Origin of the sequence: Binatus sp. (SeqCode), assembly GCF_035272065.1 — a bacterium.
Lineage (GTDB): Bacteria > Desulfobacterota > Binatia > Binatales > Binataceae > Binatus.
In genome coordinates, this window is the sequence record NZ_DATEQZ010000052.1 from 1 (window position 1) to 18603 (window position 18603).

General features: G+C 62.3%; 19 protein-coding genes and 1 tRNA gene. 15 read left to right on the top strand and 5 right to left on the bottom strand.

Annotated features, from left to right (window positions below):
• Positions 1-240 precede the first annotated feature (240 nt).
• Positions 241-702, top strand: coding sequence for a phosphatidylglycerophosphatase A family protein (locus tag VJX68_RS09595; RefSeq protein ID WP_324095461.1), 462 nt, complete (start codon positions 241-243; stop codon positions 700-702).
• A gap of 26 nt (positions 703-728) precedes the next feature.
• The gene (locus tag VJX68_RS09600; RefSeq protein WP_324095462.1) at positions 729-2012 is read left to right on the top strand and encodes a competence/damage-inducible protein A; all 1284 of its coding nucleotides are present in this window, start codon (positions 729-731) and stop codon (positions 2010-2012) included.
• A 36-nt stretch (positions 2013-2048) separates the two neighbouring features.
• Here VJX68_RS09600 and VJX68_RS09605 read toward each other — a convergent pair whose 3' ends face one another.
• Genes VJX68_RS09605 through VJX68_RS09620 form a run of 4 tightly spaced genes read right to left on the bottom strand, consistent with a single transcriptional unit; the run spans position 2049 to position 6284 of the window.
• Complete coding sequence (locus tag VJX68_RS09605) at positions 2049-2789, bottom strand: PspA/IM30 family protein (protein ID WP_324095463.1); 741 nt, start codon at positions 2787-2789, stop codon at positions 2049-2051.
• A 60-nt stretch (positions 2790-2849) separates the two neighbouring features.
• Positions 2850-3332 carry a methyltransferase family protein gene (locus tag VJX68_RS09610; RefSeq protein WP_324095464.1) on the bottom strand — a complete coding sequence of 161 codons (483 nt, stop codon included), beginning with the start codon at positions 3330-3332 and terminating at the stop codon, positions 2850-2852.
• Positions 3333-3360: 28 nt separating this feature from the next.
• A complete protein-coding gene (locus tag VJX68_RS09615; protein ID WP_324095465.1) occupies positions 3361-4815 on the bottom strand; it encodes a sigma-54-dependent transcriptional regulator in 1455 nt (484 codons plus the stop codon).
• Positions 4812-6284, bottom strand: coding sequence for a HAMP domain-containing sensor histidine kinase (locus VJX68_RS09620; protein ID WP_324095466.1), 1473 nt, complete (start codon positions 6282-6284; stop codon positions 4812-4814). The genes VJX68_RS09615 and VJX68_RS09620 overlap by 4 nt, the downstream gene beginning before the upstream one ends.
• A 386-nt stretch (positions 6285-6670) precedes the next feature.
• Between VJX68_RS09620 and pyrF the strand changes: the two genes are divergently transcribed.
• The 6 genes from pyrF to VJX68_RS09650 all read left to right on the top strand — a co-directional run bounded on the left by pyrF (position 6671) and on the right by VJX68_RS09650 (position 11786).
• The gene (gene pyrF / locus VJX68_RS09625; protein WP_324095467.1) at positions 6671-7450 is read left to right on the top strand and encodes an orotidine-5'-phosphate decarboxylase; all 780 of its coding nucleotides are present in this window, start codon (positions 6671-6673) and stop codon (positions 7448-7450) included.
• Between the two features lie 85 nt (positions 7451-7535).
• A complete protein-coding gene (locus tag VJX68_RS09630; protein ID WP_324095468.1) occupies positions 7536-8363 on the top strand; it encodes a sulfite exporter TauE/SafE family protein in 828 nt (275 codons plus the stop codon).
• Between the two features lie 3 nt (positions 8364-8366).
• Entirely contained in the window at positions 8367-8756 is a 390-nt protein-coding gene (locus VJX68_RS09635; protein WP_324095470.1) for a DUF1634 domain-containing protein, read from the top strand.
• Positions 8757-8789: 33 nt separating this feature from the next.
• Positions 8790-9563, top strand: a complete 774-nt coding sequence (locus VJX68_RS09640; protein ID WP_324095471.1) for an SDR family NAD(P)-dependent oxidoreductase — start codon at positions 8790-8792, stop codon at positions 9561-9563.
• Positions 9564-9636: 73 nt separating this feature from the next.
• Positions 9637-10866 (top strand): MFS transporter, encoded by a 1230-nt coding sequence (locus VJX68_RS09645; RefSeq protein WP_324095472.1) that lies wholly within the window; start codon positions 9637-9639, stop codon positions 10864-10866.
• A gap of 8 nt (positions 10867-10874) precedes the next feature.
• The gene (locus VJX68_RS09650; protein ID WP_324095473.1) at positions 10875-11786 is read left to right on the top strand and encodes an alpha-1,2-fucosyltransferase; all 912 of its coding nucleotides are present in this window, start codon (positions 10875-10877) and stop codon (positions 11784-11786) included.
• Positions 11787-11802: 16 nt separating this feature from the next.
• Here VJX68_RS09650 and VJX68_RS09655 read toward each other — a convergent pair whose 3' ends face one another.
• Entirely contained in the window at positions 11803-13146 is a 1344-nt protein-coding gene (locus tag VJX68_RS09655) for a beta/alpha barrel domain-containing protein (protein WP_324095474.1), read from the bottom strand.
• A 287-nt stretch (positions 13147-13433) separates the two neighbouring features.
• Here VJX68_RS09655 and VJX68_RS09660 point away from each other — a divergent pair, with 287 nt between their 5' ends.
• The 7 genes from VJX68_RS09660 (at position 13434) to VJX68_RS09690 (ending at position 18504) form a co-directional block, all read left to right on the top strand.
• Positions 13434-14546 carry an LLM class flavin-dependent oxidoreductase gene (locus tag VJX68_RS09660; protein WP_324095475.1) on the top strand — a complete coding sequence of 371 codons (1113 nt, stop codon included), beginning with the start codon at positions 13434-13436 and terminating at the stop codon, positions 14544-14546.
• Positions 14546-15301 (top strand): acetoacetate decarboxylase family protein, encoded by a 756-nt coding sequence (locus VJX68_RS09665; RefSeq protein WP_324095476.1) that lies wholly within the window; start codon positions 14546-14548, stop codon positions 15299-15301. Before VJX68_RS09660 ends, VJX68_RS09665 begins: the two co-directional genes overlap by 1 nt.
• An 88-nt stretch (positions 15302-15389) precedes the next feature.
• Positions 15390-16283: an alpha/beta fold hydrolase gene (locus VJX68_RS09670; RefSeq protein WP_324095477.1), complete on the top strand. Its 894-nt coding sequence runs from the start codon at positions 15390-15392 to the stop codon at positions 16281-16283.
• Positions 16284-16446: 163 nt separating this feature from the next.
• Positions 16447-16800 (top strand): RNA recognition motif domain-containing protein, encoded by a 354-nt coding sequence (locus VJX68_RS09675; protein ID WP_324095478.1) that lies wholly within the window; start codon positions 16447-16449, stop codon positions 16798-16800.
• Between the two features lie 203 nt (positions 16801-17003).
• Positions 17004-17858, top strand: a complete 855-nt coding sequence (locus VJX68_RS09680) for a hypothetical protein (RefSeq protein ID WP_324095479.1) — start codon at positions 17004-17006, stop codon at positions 17856-17858.
• Between the two features lie 134 nt (positions 17859-17992).
• Positions 17993-18068, top strand: a tRNA-Asn gene (locus tag VJX68_RS09685).
• A 124-nt stretch (positions 18069-18192) separates the two neighbouring features.
• Positions 18193-18504, top strand: a complete 312-nt coding sequence (locus VJX68_RS09690) for a YMGG-like glycine zipper-containing protein (protein WP_324095480.1) — start codon at positions 18193-18195, stop codon at positions 18502-18504.
• Positions 18505-18603 lie beyond the last annotated feature (99 nt).

Genomic DNA, 18603 nt, shown 5'->3' on the forward strand with positions numbered 1-18603 from the left:
CGGGATGCGTGCGCGTGAGCGGCCCCGGACTGGTGCCGCCGTGGGACGATCTCGTGATCGGAGTCGCGCAAACGATCGAAGGCGTCGCATCGGTCGAGGTCGGCGCCGAAGAAGACCCGGTAACCTTGGCCACCAGATAGCCGCTGGCCGCGGGTGCCCCTGCATTTGCGGCCCGCGCACTCGAACGCACTTACCCCGCTGCGGCCTGCCATGCTATCTTCGCGCAATCCGTTTTAGCCGATGCGCTCGCTCATCATCTTCTTCGCCACTGGAATCTATTCGGGTTACTCCCCGATTGCGCCGGGAACCGCGGGCTCGGTGGTCGGACTGGCGGCGGTATGGCTGGGGTTCGGCCCGCTCTGGAGGCATTCGCCCGCGCTGTGTTTAATCGTCTTCGCGATCGCGTTTGCGATCTCGTGCTGGATTTCCGATCGCGCCGAGAAAATATTCGATCAGCACGACGATTCACGCATCGTGATCGATGAAGTGCTCGGCATGGCCGCCACGATGTTCGGCAATCCGCTCACGGCCGGCTCGCTGATGCTGGGATTCATTCTGTTTCGAGCGGCCGACGTGATTAAACCGTGGCCGGCGAACCTGATCGATCGCCGCATGCGCAACGGCGCAGGCGTCATGCTGGATGATTTGGCCGCGGCGATTTATGCGAATATTGCGCTGCAGCTGATCGTGCGCGTGCTCTGAACGCACGCGGCCGCGAGGAGCTCCCGATGATTCAAAGCGCTGTGATTCTTTCAACCGGCGACGAAATCACCAGCGGCAAGGTCGTCGATACCAACGCCAACTACCTTTGCGACAAGCTCTCGGAAATTGGAATCGATCTGGTCGCGGTGATTACGGTCGGCGACGTTCCCGACCGTCTGGAATGGGCATGGCGCACCGCCATCGGGATGGGCGACGTCGTCATCTCGACCGGCGGCATCGGACCGACCGCCGACGACCTGACCACCGAAACCGTCGCGCGCGTCGCGGGCGCGAAATTGTTGCGCGACGAGGCCGCCGTCGAACACATGCGGCGCTTGTTTGCGGCGATTGGCCGCCCGATGCCCGACAACAACCTCAAGCAGGCGCTCTTTCCCGGCGGTGCGACGGTCATCCAGAATCCGCTCGGCACGGCGCCCGGCTTCAGGATGCCGGTGACGCTCGGCGGCCATACCGCGCATCTGATCGTCCTGCCCGGCGTGCCCCGTGAAATGAAACCGATGATGGAAAATACGGTGATACCGTGGATCTCCGCCAATCGCGGCACCGACAAAGTTTACGCGGTTCGCGTCTTCCAGACCTTCGGGATGAGCGAGTCGGCGCTCGACGAAGCGGTGGCGGGATTGATCAAACCGGATGAGGCCAAGGTCTCGTTCCGCGCGAGCTTTCCGCAGATTTCGCTGAAGATCAGAGTCGAGGGACAACCGGGCGAAGTCGATCGCAGGGTCGAAGAGCTGTCGCGGCGGGTGCGCGAGAAAATCTCGCAGTTCGTTTACGCCGAAGGCGACACCACGATGGAGGAAGTCGTCGGCCGCCTGTTCATCGAAAAGAAATTTACCCTGGCGGTCGCCGAATCATGCACCGGCGGGCTGATCGGGCATCGCATCACCAACGTTCCCGGCTGCTCGCAATACTTTAGAGGCGACCTCGTCACCTATTCCAACGGCGTGAAGTCCGGCGTGCTCGGCGTTTCGGAGGAGACGCTGAAAACGCACGGCGCCGTGAGCGAGGAATGCGTACGCGAGATGGCGGCCGGCGTTCGCAAACGCACGGGCGCGAGCGTGTCGGTCGCGACCTCGGGCATCGCAGGCCCCGACGGCGGCACACCGGACAAGCCGGTCGGCACGGTCTGCATCGCGCTGTCCGCCGACGATCAGAGCTTCACGCGCCGATACCAGTTCCGCGGCACTCGCGACTGGGTGAAACTGATCACCTCGCAGGTCGCGCTCGACTGGTTGCGGCGCTACGCGCTGGGTCTGCCGATCGCGGACTCGACGCTGTTCCGCCGCTAACCCGCCCCGTCTCGATGGCGCGCTAGCGTCTCCATTTCAGCTCGCGTGCTTGACGTCGCCGTTGGCGGCCGCGTCGGCTGCGGCCGTGAAAATATCCATCGGCGCCAGCGGCGGCCGGCGCTTGCGCTTCAAATCCGCAAGCTCGATCTCGGCCTTGGTCTCGGCGTTGCGCTGACGGATCGCCTCGAGCTTGTCGCCGAGTTCGGAGCCGGCGATTTCGTGATTGACGCCCGCCTGCGCGAGCATCCGCTGAATCGACTCGCGCACTTCTTCGAGCGCGCGGACGTCGTCGTCGTAGGAAATCTCCTCGAGCGCACGCTGGATTCGCACTCGCGCCTGCGCGTTCTTCAGCCGCGCGATCATTCGCACCTTTTCGACCTTGAGCTTCTCGATCTCGCCCTTGAACGCGATCAAGTTCTTCTTCGCGTCCTCGGCTTCCGAAGTCAGTTCGCCGAGCTCTTCGCGCAGCCGCGTGCAATCGCCATCGAGGACGTGCTTGCGCTGAATCAGAATCAGCGCGCATTGATCCTCGTTCATATCGGCGGCCTGCCCCGCTTCTTCATCGACTTCCTTCATCTCGGCGAGCTTTTCACGCAGCTCGCGCTCGAGCTTGTTGCGCATGTAGATGACGCCGGCCGCCGCGGTCTTGAGCTGGTGATAGCGCCGCACCCGATCCGAGATGGCAGACTCGTACACCGCCTCGGGGTCGCGCGCCTCGCGCGCTTTAATCCAGCGGCTGAACTTGCCTCCGATCAATTTGAATAATCTTGATAACACTTCCGTTCTCCTTTCGGCCCCGAGCGCGATTCGCTCGCGTAGCCGCGTGTCGCTAAAGTTTCAGATCCAGCGTCTGACGCGATTCTTGTAATCGGCGTAATCGTTGCCGAAGAGCCGCTCCAGCGTTTCCTCCTCGCGGGGAATTACCATCCGATCGATCACCGCAAAGAACACCGCCGGCGCCAGCAGCATCGCGATCGAACTGAAGAAAATCGCCAGGCCGAACAACGCGGTCGCGAGGCCCAGGTACATGGGGTTGCGCGTCCGGGTGTAGGGCGCCTGCACGACGAACGTGGTCGGCTCGCCCCACGGTTTCCTGGTCGTCTCGCGGGCCTGAAAAATCGCGGCCGCGAAACACGACAGCCCCGCGCCGAACGCAACGACCAGCAGGCCGATCACCTGATACCATCCCACCGTTCGCTCTTCGGGCAGGATGAAGTGCAGCGCCAGCGTGGCCAGCAGCAGCGCGGCCGCCAGCAGGGGAGGATGTATCTTCGTCGTCGAGAGGCCAGTGCTCGTGGACTGAGGTTCGGTGGAGTTCATCGCCTATCGTCTCCGTGTCTGCGCGAAATCAATTCCCGTCACCCTTGGGCGCGAGCCCAATATCCGCGAGTGCGATCCCGAGTTCGCGCATTTTTTGTTGAAAGCTTTGCCGGTACATCCCGGTTCGTTCCGCGGCGCGCGAGATATTGCCGCCGGTCGCGCGCAGCGCGCGGACGAAAAACTCGCGTTCCCAATCGCCGACGAATTTTTCTTTCGCCTCGCGAAACGTCAGCGCCGAGCCGCTGCCCTCGCCGGCCGCAGCCGTGTGATTCGACGCGCCTTGCGCGGGCGAACTCGGGTGGTCGCCATCCGGTTCCGAGCCGGCGAAAAGATCTTCCGCGGTGATCTCGGCGCCCGGCGACAGGATCACCGCCTGCTCGATCGCCGCCTTGAGCGAACGCGCGTTGCCTTTCCACGGCGCCTCGACACACGCGCGCATCGCCTCTGGCGTGAGCTGTTTTTCCGGCGCGGAAAACCGATTGCACGCCTCCGCGATGAAGTGCTGCACCATCAGCGGAACGTCTTCGCGCCGCTCGCGAACCGGGGGCACGCGAATCTCGACCACCTTCAGGCGGTAGTAGAGATCCTCGCGAAACTTGCCCTGTTCGATCATCGCTTCGAGGTCCTGATTGGTCGCGGCGATTATCCGCACGTCCACGCTCAGCGGCTGATTGCCGCCGATACGCTCGAACACCTGCTCCTGCAGCACGCGCAGCAATTTGGCCTGCGTCTCGAGCGCCATGTCGCCGATCTCGTCGAGGAACAGCGTGCCGCCGTTGGCGGCTTCGAATTTGCCTTCGCGGCGCGCGACGGCGCCGGTAAACGCGCCCTTCTCGTGGCCGAACAGCTCGCTCTCGACCAGCTCGCGCGAGAACGCCGCACAATTGACCGCGATGAACGGCTTGCGCGCGCGTGGACTTCGAAAATGGATCGCGCGCGCGACCAGCTCTTTGCCGGTGCCCGATTCGCCGCGGATCAAAACCGTGACGTCGGTCGGCGCGACCTTGTCGATCGTCTCGAACACGCGCATCATCGCGCGCGACCGCCCGACCATGTTCTCGAAGACTCCGGTCTCCAGGCGCACCTGCTCGAGCAGCTGGCTGTGCTCGCGCTTGAGCAGTTGCGTCTCCATCACCTTGCGCACTTTCAGTCGCAACTCGTCGTTGTCGAAGGGCTTGGGCAGGTAGTCCTCGGCGCCGGCCTTCATCGCTTCGACTGCGATTCGCTGCGTGCCGAACGCGGTGATCATCAGCACGGCGCACGCGGGATCGAGCTCGCGCACGTGCTTGAGCAATTCGAGTCCGCTCATTCCCTTCATGCTGAGATCGGTGATGATCACGTGGAACAGGCCGGCCTTGACCTTCTCGAGCGCTTCTTCGCCCGACTCGGCGGTTTCGACTTCGTAGCCCTCCTTGGTGAAGAGCCCCTTGAGCGCGATGACGATTCCGCGCTCGTCGTCAACTACCAGCAATCGGCCTTTCAATTGCGTAGCCTCGAGGTCTGACCGGATGGCGCGTCGGCCGCCAGCGGGATGATCGGCGAAGTAGTCGCACCGCCACCATTGTTTTGCGCGTTGTTTTGCGGACCGGGTTCCTCGGCCCCTTCGACCAGGACGTCCGGCAATTCGGCCGACGATTGGACTACGTCAGCGTTGTCGCGCACCGCGTCGCTGAGCGGAATCGCGAGCACGAACTCGGTGCCCTGGCCCACCTTGCTTTGGACTTCGATTGTTCCGCGATGCGCGTCGATCACTTTTTTCGCGACGCCCAGGCCAAGCCCGGTGCCGTTGGTCTTCGACGTGTAGAAGGGATTGAAAATCTTCGCGATCTTGTCGTCGGCGATTCCGCAGCCGTTGTCGCGAATTCTGACCGCCGCCATGCCGGCGCCGTTGTTCTGTATCGCGAACTCGAGCCGGCGCTCGCCGGTCGTCGATTCCATCGCGTCGATCGCGTTGTCGATGATGTTCGAGAACACCTGGCGCAGCTTGTCGGCGTCGGCGCGCACGGTCGGACCGCTCAAGTATGCGCGCGAGACCATCACCGAGTTCGCCTCCAGCTTGCTGCGCATCTGCGTCAGCGCGCCATCGACCACCCACGCGAGGTTCACGTTCTCGAACTCGTAGTCTTCCTCCTTCGCGTATTTCAGCAGATGCGACACGCTGCGCTCAACGCGTGCAAGCTCGTCGAGCGCAACCTTGGCGTACTCGACGTTCTCGTGCGAGGTGGGATCCTCGCCCATCTGCTGGACCAGGCTTTTCGCGGCCGCAATCGGATTGCGGATTTCATGGGCGAAGGTCGCCGTCAGCTCGTCGAGCGACGCCTGCTTCTCGGTCCGCAGCTGCTCCTTCTCCTGCAGAACTTCGCGCTGAACTTCGCGTGCGATCGTGGGCTGGAAAACCCGCTGGTGAACCCATCGCCAACCGTACACCGCCGCGAAATGGCTTGCGATGCCAAATCCCCATCCGATCGCAGGCCAGATGAACCAAGGATATCCGCCGAACCCGCCCGTCATCAGATTGATGATGAACAGGAAGCCGATGATGATGCCGTACCACATCAGATGGATGAAGAATCCCGCCTCGGCCTGGGCGCGTTTGCGCGCGCGCTCGTAGGTCTGGCGCTCGGCGTCGTTCTTGAACTGCGGGGGAGGCGGCAAATCCTGCGCGGGATCCGCGCTGACGCCACTGTATTTCTGCGTCTGCTTGTCGAAGCGCTGCTTGAGCTTGCGCTCGAAGCGCTCGGCCTTGGCCTCGAACTTGCGCGCCATCTTGGAATCGAAGTCGCGCTTTATCTTGGCGTGAAGATCGTTGGCAAAGCGCTCAGCGGATGCCGTCGTGGAAGCCTTCGCATCCGCCGTCCACTTCGACCAGTCGCGCGACCACTTCGAGCAGTTGCCGTACTGCGACCAGTCATGCTTCGACCAGTCGTACTTGGACCCGTCGCCGTATTTCATCCAGCGCAGGCGCTTCCGCTTTCGATGTTGCACGACCGCGTAAATGATTAGTGCTATTAAAAAGATGCCGAACATCCTGCCTCACCTGGGGCCGGAAATGCCGGTCCATGTAATTGACCTATCGATTCGCCAGAGCTAAAACAATCGCCGTTCATTTCGGGGTCCTAACCTCTATTTGCAAAGCGGATGCCGACGCCCAACTGGGGAAAAAGTCCAGCGTTCGCGTAGATTTCAGGGATAATGCGCGCGCACGCGACGGTCGAGTGCAGTCGCGGCATTGCAGCCCCCGCACTGCATCGAGTTTGAGCCAGGCGCTTCCTTGACTTCGACCGCGATCGGCATATTTTCATGAATCGATGACGCAGTACTGGCCATTTTCGGGGCTGATGCGACAGAACGCACTGCGCGAGCGGCTGATAGTCTCGCTCGACCTGCGCGACCGGGGTGACGCGCTCAGGCTGGTGGACCACCTGGCACGAGTGGTCGGGATGTTCAAAGTCGGGCGCGCGCTGTTCGTCGGCGGCGGCCCCGATTTCATTCGCGAGATTCGCCGGCGCGGCGCCGAAGTTTTTCTCGATCTCAAATTTCACGATAGCCCGCAAAAGGTGCTGCGCGCCGCCGTCGAGGCGACGCGGCTCGGCGTCAAGATGTTCGACCTCCACCCGTACGGTTCGAACTGCGGCTCGACCGAGATGATGACGCGGACGCGCGCCGAGGTCGCGCGCATTTGCAGGAGCGAGGGGCTTCGGCGGCCGAGTATCCTGGCGATCGCGACGCTCGCCGAGATGAAGTCGGCTAACTCCAGCCCGCGCGCTCCCGGCTCGCCCGACCGCGTCACCGAGATCGCGCGCTTCGCGGCCGACGCCTCGCTCGACGGTGTCGTGACCTGGCCGCATGAAGTTCCGCGCGTGCGCAACACCTGCGGACGCCGATTCATTATCGTGACGTCGGGTGTGCGGCTGCGCGAAAGCGCCAGCCCGGCCTCGGACGCGATCACCGCCGCCGATGCGATCCGCGCGGGTGCTGACTACGTCGTCGTCGGCAGTCCCATCTGGCGCGCGGCCGAGCCTCTTCGCGCGGTGCGCGAGATCACCGACGACATCGAGCGCGGACTGCGCAACAATCCACGGCGCACGTTTGAAATTCTCAACCCCCGTCCCGTGTAGTCCGTCTTCGACCTCCGCGCGCATCTGTCTTTCTCATTCGAACCAAACTACGATCGCGCGCAATGCCTGCATCCGGAGCCTGTGCTTGCTCGAAATCCTGATCAACCTGTTCGCGCTTTCAATCGGCGCCGGATTCATCGGCGCGATCTCGGGCCTCGGCGGCGGGGTCTTCATCGTACCCGCGCTGATCATATTCGCGCACATGCCGATGAAGGTCGCGGTCGGCGCAAGCTTGATCTCCGTCGTCGCAACCAGTGCCGGAGCCAGCGTCGCATTCGTGCGCGACGGATGGACCAACCTGAAAGTCGCGATGGTGCTCGAGTGCGCGACCGTCACCGGCGCCGTGATCGGCGCCTATCTCGCCGGCGTCGTGCCGACGGTCGTGCTCGAATTGCTCTTCGCGGCGATGATGCTCCAGTCGGCATATTTCACGGTCACCAAACGCGGCGACGACATCCTGACCAGGGGCGATCCGCTCGCCGAGCGGCTCGAACTTTCTGGCGACGTGCCCGATCTAAGCGGCACCCCGGTCCACTATGAAGTCGTGAAAGTCCCGCAGGGCGGCGCACTCATGGTCGTCGCGGGATTGATGTCGGGTCTGCTCGGGATCGGGTCAGGCGCACTCAAAGTGATGGCGATGGACTACATCATGCACCTGCCGCTGAAGGTTTCGAGCGCAACCAGTAACTTCATGATTGGTGTCACTGCCGGCGCCGGCGCACTGGTGTTCCTCGCGCGCGGCGACGTCGCGACCACCATCGCGGCCCCGGTGGCGATCGGCGTCACGGCGGGAGCGCTCACCGGCAGCCGCGTCCTGCCCCATATCAGGGTCGAGTATCTCAGGACCGTTTTCGTGATAATTCTTCTGCTAATCGCGGCCGAGATGGGATGGCGCGCATTGTCAGGAATCTAACCGATGCCGAAACAGGAAGAAGATCGAATACTCAGGGAGTGGACGCCGATTCTGCTGCGGTCGATTCTGATCGCCGCGATGATTTTGCTCGTCGCCGGACTCGTTATGACTTACACTTTTGCGCCTGACTATTTCGTCCAGCGCTACCACGAGGCGCGGCAGGGTCACCTGATCGGCAGGGAAAGGTTTGCCACGTTGCCAGACAGAATTCGGGCCGGCAATCCACACGCGGTTCTGACGATCGGGCTGTTCGTGCTGACGCTCGTCCCGCTCGCGCGCGTCGCGTTCTGCTTCATCCTATTCATCAGGGAACGCGACTACACTTATGTCGCCCTTACGGCCTACGTGCTCGCGGGGCTGATCGTTGGCGTGCTTGTCGGGAGTGTCGGTTAGTGCTCGATTGGTATTCGAACGGAGGATCGCGCAATGGAAATCAAAGGAAAAGTCGGCGTCATCACCGGCGGCTCATCGGGCATCGGGCGTGCGACGTCGGAGCGGCTGGCGAAAGAAGGCGCCGCGATCGTCGTCGCTGACCTCGACGAAGCCGGCGGCGCCGAAACCGTCAAGCGCATCGAGAGCGCGGGCGGCCGCGCGGTTTTTGTGAAGACGGACGTTGCAAAGCTCGACGACGCGCGCCGGATGCTAGACACCGCGGTCTCGAAATTCGGCCGTCTCGACATCCTGCACAACAACGCCGGTATCGGCGTCGGCGCGCCCGGCTTTCCGGACGCACCGCCCGAGCGATGGCATCTGGTGATCGAGATCGATCTGCAGGCGGTAATCCTCGGCACCGGCCTCGCGGCTCCGTTGATGCAAAAGAACGGCGGCGGCGTCATCATCAACACCGCCTCGATGGCCGGCCTGTATCCGCATCGCCAGGATGCGGTTTACGGCGCGGCCAAGGGCGGAGTCGTTAACTTCACGCATTCGCTGGCGTTCTGGGAAGCGGACCGGAAGATCCGCGTCAACTGCATTTGCCCGGGAGTCGTCGATACTCCGTTGGTGCGCAGGGGACTCGAGCAGGCGGCGAAATTCGGCATCAAGAGCTGGATGCCGTCGAAGATAATCCAGCCCGAAGAAATCGCCGACGCGGTAGTGAGCCTGGTGAGCGACGATTCGCTCTTCGGCTGCGCCCTGGAAATCCGCCCAACCGGCCGCCAGATAGTGGATCCCCGCCCAGTCCCCGGCTCGCGGAGATAGATCGGCTCGGCGAAAAGCGCGGAAATTCGGACTCCTTTCGCCGCCGCGCCAGTTCGATTAGTCATCACACGCGATGGATTCTCGCGCCGCCGCCCTCGAGCCCGTACGCGCGATCACTTCCGCCGAGGCCGCGCACACGTTGCTCGCGAGCTTCCTCGGCTGGGCGCTCGACGCTTTCGACTTCTTCATTCTCATCTTCGTGATGCCGGCCGTCGCGCGCGAGTTCCATCGCCCCATCTCGCACATCGCGTTCACGATTACCGCGACGCTCGCGCTTCGTCCCGTCGGCGCACTCATCTTTGGCTGGGTTGCCGACCGCTACGGCCGCCGCATCCCGTTGATGGTCGATGTGATCTTCTATTCCATCGTCGAAGTGCTGAGCGGCCTCGCGCCGAGTTACGGATGGTTCCTATTTACGCGCGCGCTATACGGAATCGGAATGGGCGGCGAATGGGGCGTGGGCGCGTCGCTCGCGATGGAAGCGGTCGCGCCGCGATGGCGCGGATTTTTCTCCGGCCTGCTCCAGGAGGGTTACGCCGTCGGCTACCTGCTCGCGGCGGCCGCGTTCTTCTTCGTCTTCCCGCATTACGGATGGCGCGCGATGTTCTTCCTGGGCGGCGCGCCCGCGCTGCTGACAATCTACATCCGGACCAAGGTTCCGGAGTCAGAGGCATGGCAACGTGCGCGTCCCGACCGAGCGCACATCAGCGCCGCGATTCGCGCCAACTGGAAATTGTTCCTCTACCTATGCGTGCTGATGACGGCGATGAACTTCGTTTCGCACGGCACCCAGGACATGTACCCGACCTTTCTCGAAAAGACGCGCGGCTTCGACACCCGCACCGTCGCGAGGATCGCGCTCATATATAATGTAGGCGCGCTCCTCGGCGGTCTGACCTTCGGCTACCTTTCAGATCGATGGGGGCGCCGCCGCACGATGGCGACCGCGGTGATTTGCGCCGGTCTCGTCATCCCGCTGTGGATTTATCCCTCGACGCTAGCAGTGCTGACCCTCGGCGCATTCCTTATGCAGTTCATGGTGCAGGGCGCATGGGGCGTCATCCCGGCACATCTGACCGAGCTCTCGCCGCCGGAAGTTCGGGGCCTGTTCTCGGGCCTCGCATATCAAACCGGAGTCCTGCTGGCTTCGGGAGCCGCCGTCAGCCAGGCCCTGCTCGCGGAACGATTCGGTTACGCGGCGACGCTCGCGAGCGTCGCCGCAATCGTCATGCTCTCCGCCGCCGTCGTCATCCTACTAGGTCGCGAGCGCATGGGCCGCGACCTCCACTCCTCTGATGCGTGATTCGCCGAATGAACGCCGCGCAATCTGAAATCACTACCACCCCCGCCTTGAGGCGATTCATCGCGGAGATCGCGAAGCTCCGTGTCGTCGCGCCCCTGGCGCGAAGGCTGCGCTCGCGCTTCAGCGACACCAAATTCGTCACGTTCCCGGTGGGCGAGCTTGGACGATTCGGCAACCAGCTCTTCCAGGTCGCCGCGAGCATCGGCATCGCGCGCCGCAACGGCTGTTCCTTCGTCTTCCCAACGTGGCAGTACTCGCGACATTTCGAATTCCCTGTTCCGCAGGCTCATTCGATTCGGCACATGCAGCGCCGCATGCCGCGCAGTTTCGGGTACGAAGAAATCGTAATCGATCGCGCCACCGAACTCTGGGGCTTCTTCCAGTCGGAGCGATACTTTGCGCACTGCGAAGACGAGGTGCGCCACTACTTCACGCCCCATCACGCACTCTCTCAACTTCTTGAACGAGGTTTCGCCGACTTGCTAGCCAGAGAGACCTGCTCGGTTCACGTGCGTAGAACCGACTACCTCGGCGATCCATCCCACCCCGAGCTGGCGGCCGGTGATTACTATGAGAGCGCGATGTCGCACCTCGATTCCAACACCACCTTCGTAATTTTCTCCGATGACATCGCCTGGTGCATGGAGCGGTTCCGCGACCGCTCGACCTTCTTTGTCGAAGCGCTAAGCGAGGTCGAAGATATTTTTCTGATGTCCCGATGCCGCGGTCACATCATCGCGAATTCCACATTCTCATGGTGGGGCGCATGGCTCGACCCCAACCCAGACAAAAAAGTGATCGCGCCGTTGCAATGGTTTGCTGGAAGGCACGCCAACCCGGCCATCCCGTACCGTCCCGGCAGTTTCGATGGATACTACGACCCGAGCGATCTAGTCCCGCCCGCCTGGATCAGAATTTGATCGAATGCCGGTTCTGCTATCCGGCTAGCCGAGCGCTCTCGAAGAGGCCCGGCATGTGCCGGCGCACTTGTAGCTCCATTTCCTGATCGGAAATCGAGGTGGTGCGGCCGTCGTCATACTGCGCATCGACCCACTTCGCGATCTCGAGCACCTCCGGCGAGCGCTTTTCCACCTGCGCGCCGCGCGCGAGAGCGAAGTACGAATTGATCCACCACGCGATTCCGGCGACGCCCGAAGTTTTATCAACCGCGACGCGCGGCGGCCTACCAAGAATCTTCGCCGTGTCGAAGACGTTGTAGATTTCCTCGTCCTTCAGCAGACCGTCGGCATGAATCCCTGCGCGCGTCACGTTGAAGTCGCGCCCGACGAATGGATAGTTGGCGGGAATCTTGTACCCCGCCTCGCGCTCGAAGTACTCCGCGATTTCCGTGATAACCGACAGGTCCATCCCGTTCGTATTGCCCTTGAGCGACACGTAGTCCATGACGAGGCCCTCCAGCGGAGGGTTTCCGGTGCGCTCGCCGTAGCCGAGGATCGTGCCGTTCGCATACATGCATCCGTAGAGCCACGCCGAGGTCGCGTTGGCGAGCACCTTGTGAAAGTCATTGTGCCCGTGCCATTCGAGCTGCTCCGGCTTCACGCCGCATTCCCGGCGCAGTCCCAGAATTAGCTTCGGCACGCTGCGTGGCAGCGCGATTCCCGCGTAGGGCACGCCGAATCCGAGCGTGTCGCAGACGCGAATCTTGACGGGAAGGCCGGCCGCTTCGCCAAGTTCCATCAGCTTCGACACGAACGGCACGACGAAGCCGTAGAAGTCGGCGCGCGTCGCGTCCTCGAGATGGCAGCGGATTCTGAGCCCCGCATCGAGCGCCGCGTTCACGATTTCCAGGTAGTCGTCCATCGCCACGCGCCGCGTTTTCTTGAGCTTGTTGAAAATATGGTAGTCGGACGCCGACGTCAGAATCCCGGTCTCGCGCAGCCCCATCTCCTTGACGATCTTGAAGTCCGCTTTGACCGCGCGAATCCATCCGGTGACTTCGGGAAACTCGTAACCGCGCGCCAGGCATCGATTCACCGCTTCGCGATCGACCTTCGAGTACAGGAAAAACTCGGTCTGCCGGATTACGCCGTTGGGACCGCCGAGCTGATGCAGCATGTCGAACATCGCGACGATTTGGCCGGCGGTGTAAGGCGGACGCGCCTGCTGCCCATCGCGGAAGGTGGTGTCCGTGATGAAAAAATCGGGTGCCGGGTCGGGTTGCTCGAACTCGCCGTCGAATATGATTCGCGGCACCGCGTCGTAGGGAAATTGCTCGCGGATAAGATTCGGCTCGGCCACGTCAGTGAGTTCGTGTTTCATGTGGAAGTCCTCGGCTTCGATCTAAACCGCACCAATCAACATATGTCAAGTGATATACAGGAGCATTTATGCTGCATCGAAACCTAACCCCTAACCCCTTCCCGCACGGGAAGGGGGACCGGATTGTTGGGACCGTTCTTAGTACTGGGTGCAGGGGTCACCCCTACCGAAGGAAGCGGGAAATCCAACGCGGGTTTCACATTCGATAAAGTGATTTACCCTTCCCCTCCCGCGGGACTTTCGATCTCGGCGCGATTGCGCTAAACGAACGGTACGGAGGTAATGCCATGAAATTCGGCCTCTTCTATGAAATCTCGGTACCGCGACCATGGGGGCGCGAAACCGAAAAAAACGTCTACGACAACTGCCTCGAACAGGTCGCGCTGGCCGATTCTCTCGGCTTCGATTCCGTGTGGGCCGTCGAGCATCACTTCCTCGAAGAATATTCGCATTGCCCCGCGCCTGAACTTTTTCTGACCGCGTGCGCGATGAAGACCAGGAAAATGCGCGTCGGCCACGGCATCATCGTGTGCGTGCCCGAGTTCAATCATCCGATCAAAATCGCCGAACGCACCGCCGTCCTCGACATTCTTTCCGGCGGCCGTCTCGACGTTGGCACTGGCCGCTCCGCAACCTGGACCGAACTGGCCGGCTTTCGCGCCAGCCCCGACGAGACCAAGAAAACCTGGGACGAGTTCGTCCATTGCCTGCCGAAAATGTGGACGCAAGAGCGCTTCTCCTATCAGGGTCGGTCGTGGTCGATGCCCCAGCGCACGATCGTGCCGAAGCCGTACCAGAAGCCGCATCCGCCGTTGTGGGTCGCCGTCACCAGTCCCGGCACCGAGATCGACGCGGCCGAACGCGGCATGGGCAGTCTCGGTCTGACCTTCGGCGGATTCGCCGAGCAGGACGAGAAGGTCAAGCGCTATCGCAAGATCATCCGCAACTGCACTCCGGTCGGCGAGGTCGTCAACGAATCCGTCTCGACCGTGAACTTTTTGTATTGTCATGAGGACGACGCCGAGGGCGTCAAGGTCGGCCGCCGCCTCACCGGCACCTTCAACTATCTCGCCGCGCAGTTGCTCGCCGCGCGCGAGGCGTATCCGAGCAAATCGTATCCGTCGCTCGGCCTGCTGCCGTCGCTGCGTCAGGATGCGGCCGGGCCGGGCGATGCGTCTGGCGCGCCCGAAGGTATTGCGATCGGAAATCCTGCACGCATTACGCGCGAGTTGAAGAAATGGGAAGCGGTCGGCGTCGATCGCGTCAACTTCCTGCTCAACGCGCTCGAGACCGTGCCTCAGCAGAAAGTGCTCGACAGCATCCGCCTGTTCGCCAAGGAAGTGATGCCTCATTTTCAGGGCGCGAGCGATTCCGCTTCCGCCGCCGCAGGAGGTCGTTGATGCCGCCGCGTTTTGGAAAGCTCGATCTTGCTGCATGGGCCAAGTCGGTGCCCACGATCAACGGCTACAAGACTGAGCCGTGGATTTTGAAGGGCGCAAAGATTCTCACCATCAACATGGAAATCGACGACGACCCCGCAGACAACCTGATCCCGGCCACGATGCATCCGTCGATTCCGGAGTACGCAATCTTCTGCGTGACAACGTATCCCGACAGCCCCGTCGGCCCGTTCTCGATTGCCGAGGTCCGCGTCTCCGGCCGCACCGGTGTTCGTCCACGCGGCTTCGTGCTGCGCAGTTACTGCGACAATGACGACGCGCGCCGCGAGCTGGCCGCGCGATGGGGCTATCCGACGGTTGCGGGCGACGTGAAGCTCGACATCCGCCACGACCGCGTCGTTGCCCGCGCCAGCGCGGGCGGCAAGCCGGTGCTCGAATGCGAGCTGCTCGATCGCGACATGATTTCCGGCGGCGACATCCAGTACATCGCGAGCATGCACCTCGCCCGCAACAAGGACGACGGCAAGCTGGTGCTCGTGCAGGTCGATCCGGAGTTCACGTTCTCGAAGGCGGAGCGCGGCAAGCCGCGGATCGTGCTGCTCGACAACGACGCATTCGGCGCCGGCGCGAACCTACGCCTCGACAACCCGATCTCGGCGACCTTCACGACCGCAGACGTAACGCTCCCGAGGATTCGTTACATCTGCAACCCCGAGTTGCCCGCGATGCAAGGTACAACCAAAGTCGCCGCGTAAATTCTTTCTCCTGCGATTGTCCCCCTTCCCGCGCGCGAAGGGGTTAGGGTTAGGTTGTCGCGACTCCGCACTCGCATTCATCAACCTCATGCCCGATCCCTGGCACTTCGAAAAAATCAAACTCAAAAGCGGGCTCACTCTCCGCGTCGCGCGGGCGGGCTCGGGACCGCCGATCATCATGCTGCACGGCTTCCCCGAATGCTGGTACTCATGGCGCCATCAAGTGCGCGCGCTGTCTGACCGCTTCGATTGCGTCGCACCCGAGATGCGCGGGTACGGCGAATCCGACGCACCTGTCGGCGTCGGCAACTACACGCTCGACAAGCTGGTCGGCGACGTCGCCGACCTGATCGAGGCGCTCGGCCACAAGCGCGCGACCGTAGTCGGCCACGATTGGGGCGGCGCCGTGGCGTGGGCGACCGCCATGATGCGTCCCGACGTCGTCGAGCGGCTCATCGTCATGAACTGTCCTCATCTCGAGCGGATGAGCCGCGCGCTGCGCCACAATCCGCGACAGATGCTGCGCAGTTGGTACATGCTGTTCTTCCAGATCCCGCGTATCCCGGAGTGGGCGTTTCGACGGCGCAACTACGAGGCGCTCGTCAACGCGCTGCGCAACGGCACGATTCACAAGAACGTCTTCACCGACGATGACCTCGACTACTTCCGCGCGGCGTTCCGCAATCCATATTCGCTGACAGCCTCGATTAACTACTATCGCGCGAACTTCCGCACCGGCTTCATGGCGCGGCCCGGCAGCAACTCGTGGATCGATCGCAAAATCTCGGCGCCGACGCTTCTGATCTGGGGCGAGCAGGATTTCGCCCTCGGCAAGGAACTGACTTACGGCATGGACGGCCTCTTCACCGGTCCATTCGAGATAAAGTACATTCCGGACTCCGGCCATTGGGTGCAGCAGGAAAAGCCCGACCTGGTGAATCAATACCTCCGCGACTTCCTCGATCGTCATCCGCCCGCATAGTCGCGCCGCGCATTCCCGGCTCAGACTTTACTCCGCGTTGCCTCGCGCTTATCTTTATTTCAGGAACTAAACGCCTCGAACGCCGCCTTTCTCACTGATCCCGGTCAATCCCCGCAGGGTCGTCTGTATAGGAGCTTCCTGGCAAAAAGTAAGGAGGGCTTTTATGCCCACTAAGTTGTATGTAGGCAACCTCGCCTACGCCGTTACGCAAGAAGATCTCGCAGAGCTCTTTGCGCAGGCAGGGAAAGTCGAGAGCGCGGTGGTGGTCTCCGACAAATTCTCGGGGCAGTCGCGCGGCTTTGGTTTCGTCGAGATGGCGGATGCGGCCGAGGCGGCCAACGCAATCCAGACGCTCAATGACACCGACTTGAAGGGACGGCGAATCAAGATTGACGAGGCTCGCGCCAGCACCGGCGGCCCGCGCGGCGGTGGCGGCGGCGGAGATCGCCGGCGTGGCGGCGGCGGTGGTGGCGGCAGAGAGGGCGGTGGCGGCGGCGGAAATCGCAACCGCTGGTAGCAATCTCGCGTCAAGAATCGCGTTTGACTAATGCCAGTTGATTGGCGGCGTGGTAGGAGCGGATAGCTCCTGCCGCGCCGTTCCGTTTTCACTCACGCATCGAAACGGCCGCGAGCCCCTTCCACTCGGGCGCTCTTCTGCTATCGTTATGCGCCGAAACGGAACCCGGCCGACCCGCAAACCCTTTGGATGAATCCTAGAGAATGAGAAAAGCCACACTCTCGATTGCGGCGGCCGCCGTCGTGCTCGCGTCCGTCCTCGCCATCGCACCGACCGCGGTGCGCGCCGACGACTCTGGCACCGTCCCTACAGGAACCCTGCGCAACGTCGCCGGCATCGTGACCCATAGCAGCGGGCGCGTCGTGCAAGTCGGCACTGCATTTTTCGTCGCCGTACCAAGCTCAGTGTTCCCCGGCCGCTCTTTCGTTTACCTGGTGACCGCGCATCACAATCTGCTCGGCGACGACGGCAATCCGCGCGCCGGACTGCTGCTCACCCTCGAGGACTCCAAGACCGGCGCGATGCGCGAGGAGCCGCTGCCGCCTGAAAATAAATGGGTGCTCGATCCGAATGAAGAAAAGGCCGACATCGCCGCGATTCCGCTGACCCCGCAGGGCGCGAGCATCGCGCCAATAGCGCTCGCCTCGCTGCTCGGCAATGACGATCCGCTGACCCGTCCCGAAACCGGCGCGCAGGTGTACTACCTGACCGCAGCAACTGTGGGTGTCAATCAGCATCGCTTCGAGGCGCTGGCCCGTTTCGGGCACGTCTCGGTTCCGGCGCCCGCCGACACCGAAGTCATCGGCGCGGGCTTGCAGACGCTCAGCTATCTCGACGGCGGCAGCGCGCCGGGATTTTCCAGCGGCGCGCCGGTCTTCGTCAGCGCGGGGCTTCGCTTCGCGCTATGGGGAATTCTCGAGGCCAACACTTCCCTCAACACCGATCCGGTTTTTTCCGGGCTGGCGGGCGTTCTCCCGGCCAAGTACGTTGCCGAGACGGTAAAGGCGATGGGCGCGGTGCAGGACAAAACGCTGCAAGGCGCCAAAATCCCCGAGTAACAGGGCTGGCGCAGGATTCGGATTGATTCATGCGGCCCGAGTCCAGCTATAATGTTGCTCCACTTGATTTCACATCGATGCGCGTATATCGAAAGTAGTTCCGACTCGGTGCAAGACCGAATCCACTAAAACACTCCCCGGTAGCTCAGTCGGTAGAGCGGACGGCTGTTAACCGTCATGTCGCTGGTTCGAATCCGGCCCGGGGAGCCATTCCTTATTCCCTTGCGAAAGCTGCGTTTCCTCGCGTCGCGCAAGATGACGAAACGGTAAGGTTATGCAACCAGCCGATCGCGTGATTCGTATTCCATGGTGAATACATCGTGGAGATTTGAAGATGAATTCAAAGCATACGGCTCACGAGAGCGCCGGAAAAACTCTGCGAACCACGATCATCACTCTTGTCGGCGCATTGGCGCTAACGACTATGACCGGTTGCTTTGCAAGTCCTCGCGCGAACGACACGCTTGCCGGCGCTGCACTCGGTGCCGGCGGCGGAGCCCTGATAGGCGGCTCCGAAGGTTCGCCGGGCGCTGGCGCGCTTATCGGCGGTCTTGGCGGCGGCGCAGTCGGCTATATAGTCGGCACCGAGATGGAGCATCGCGGATATTACGGACCCTATGAGGGCCCATACTACGGCGGATTCTGATCGGCACCGATTGCCAGCATTGCGGATGCAGCCGGCATGACTATCCGCGGCTTTTTTCGGCAAATGCGTCCGCGTCGTATCGACCCGATGAAATAATCT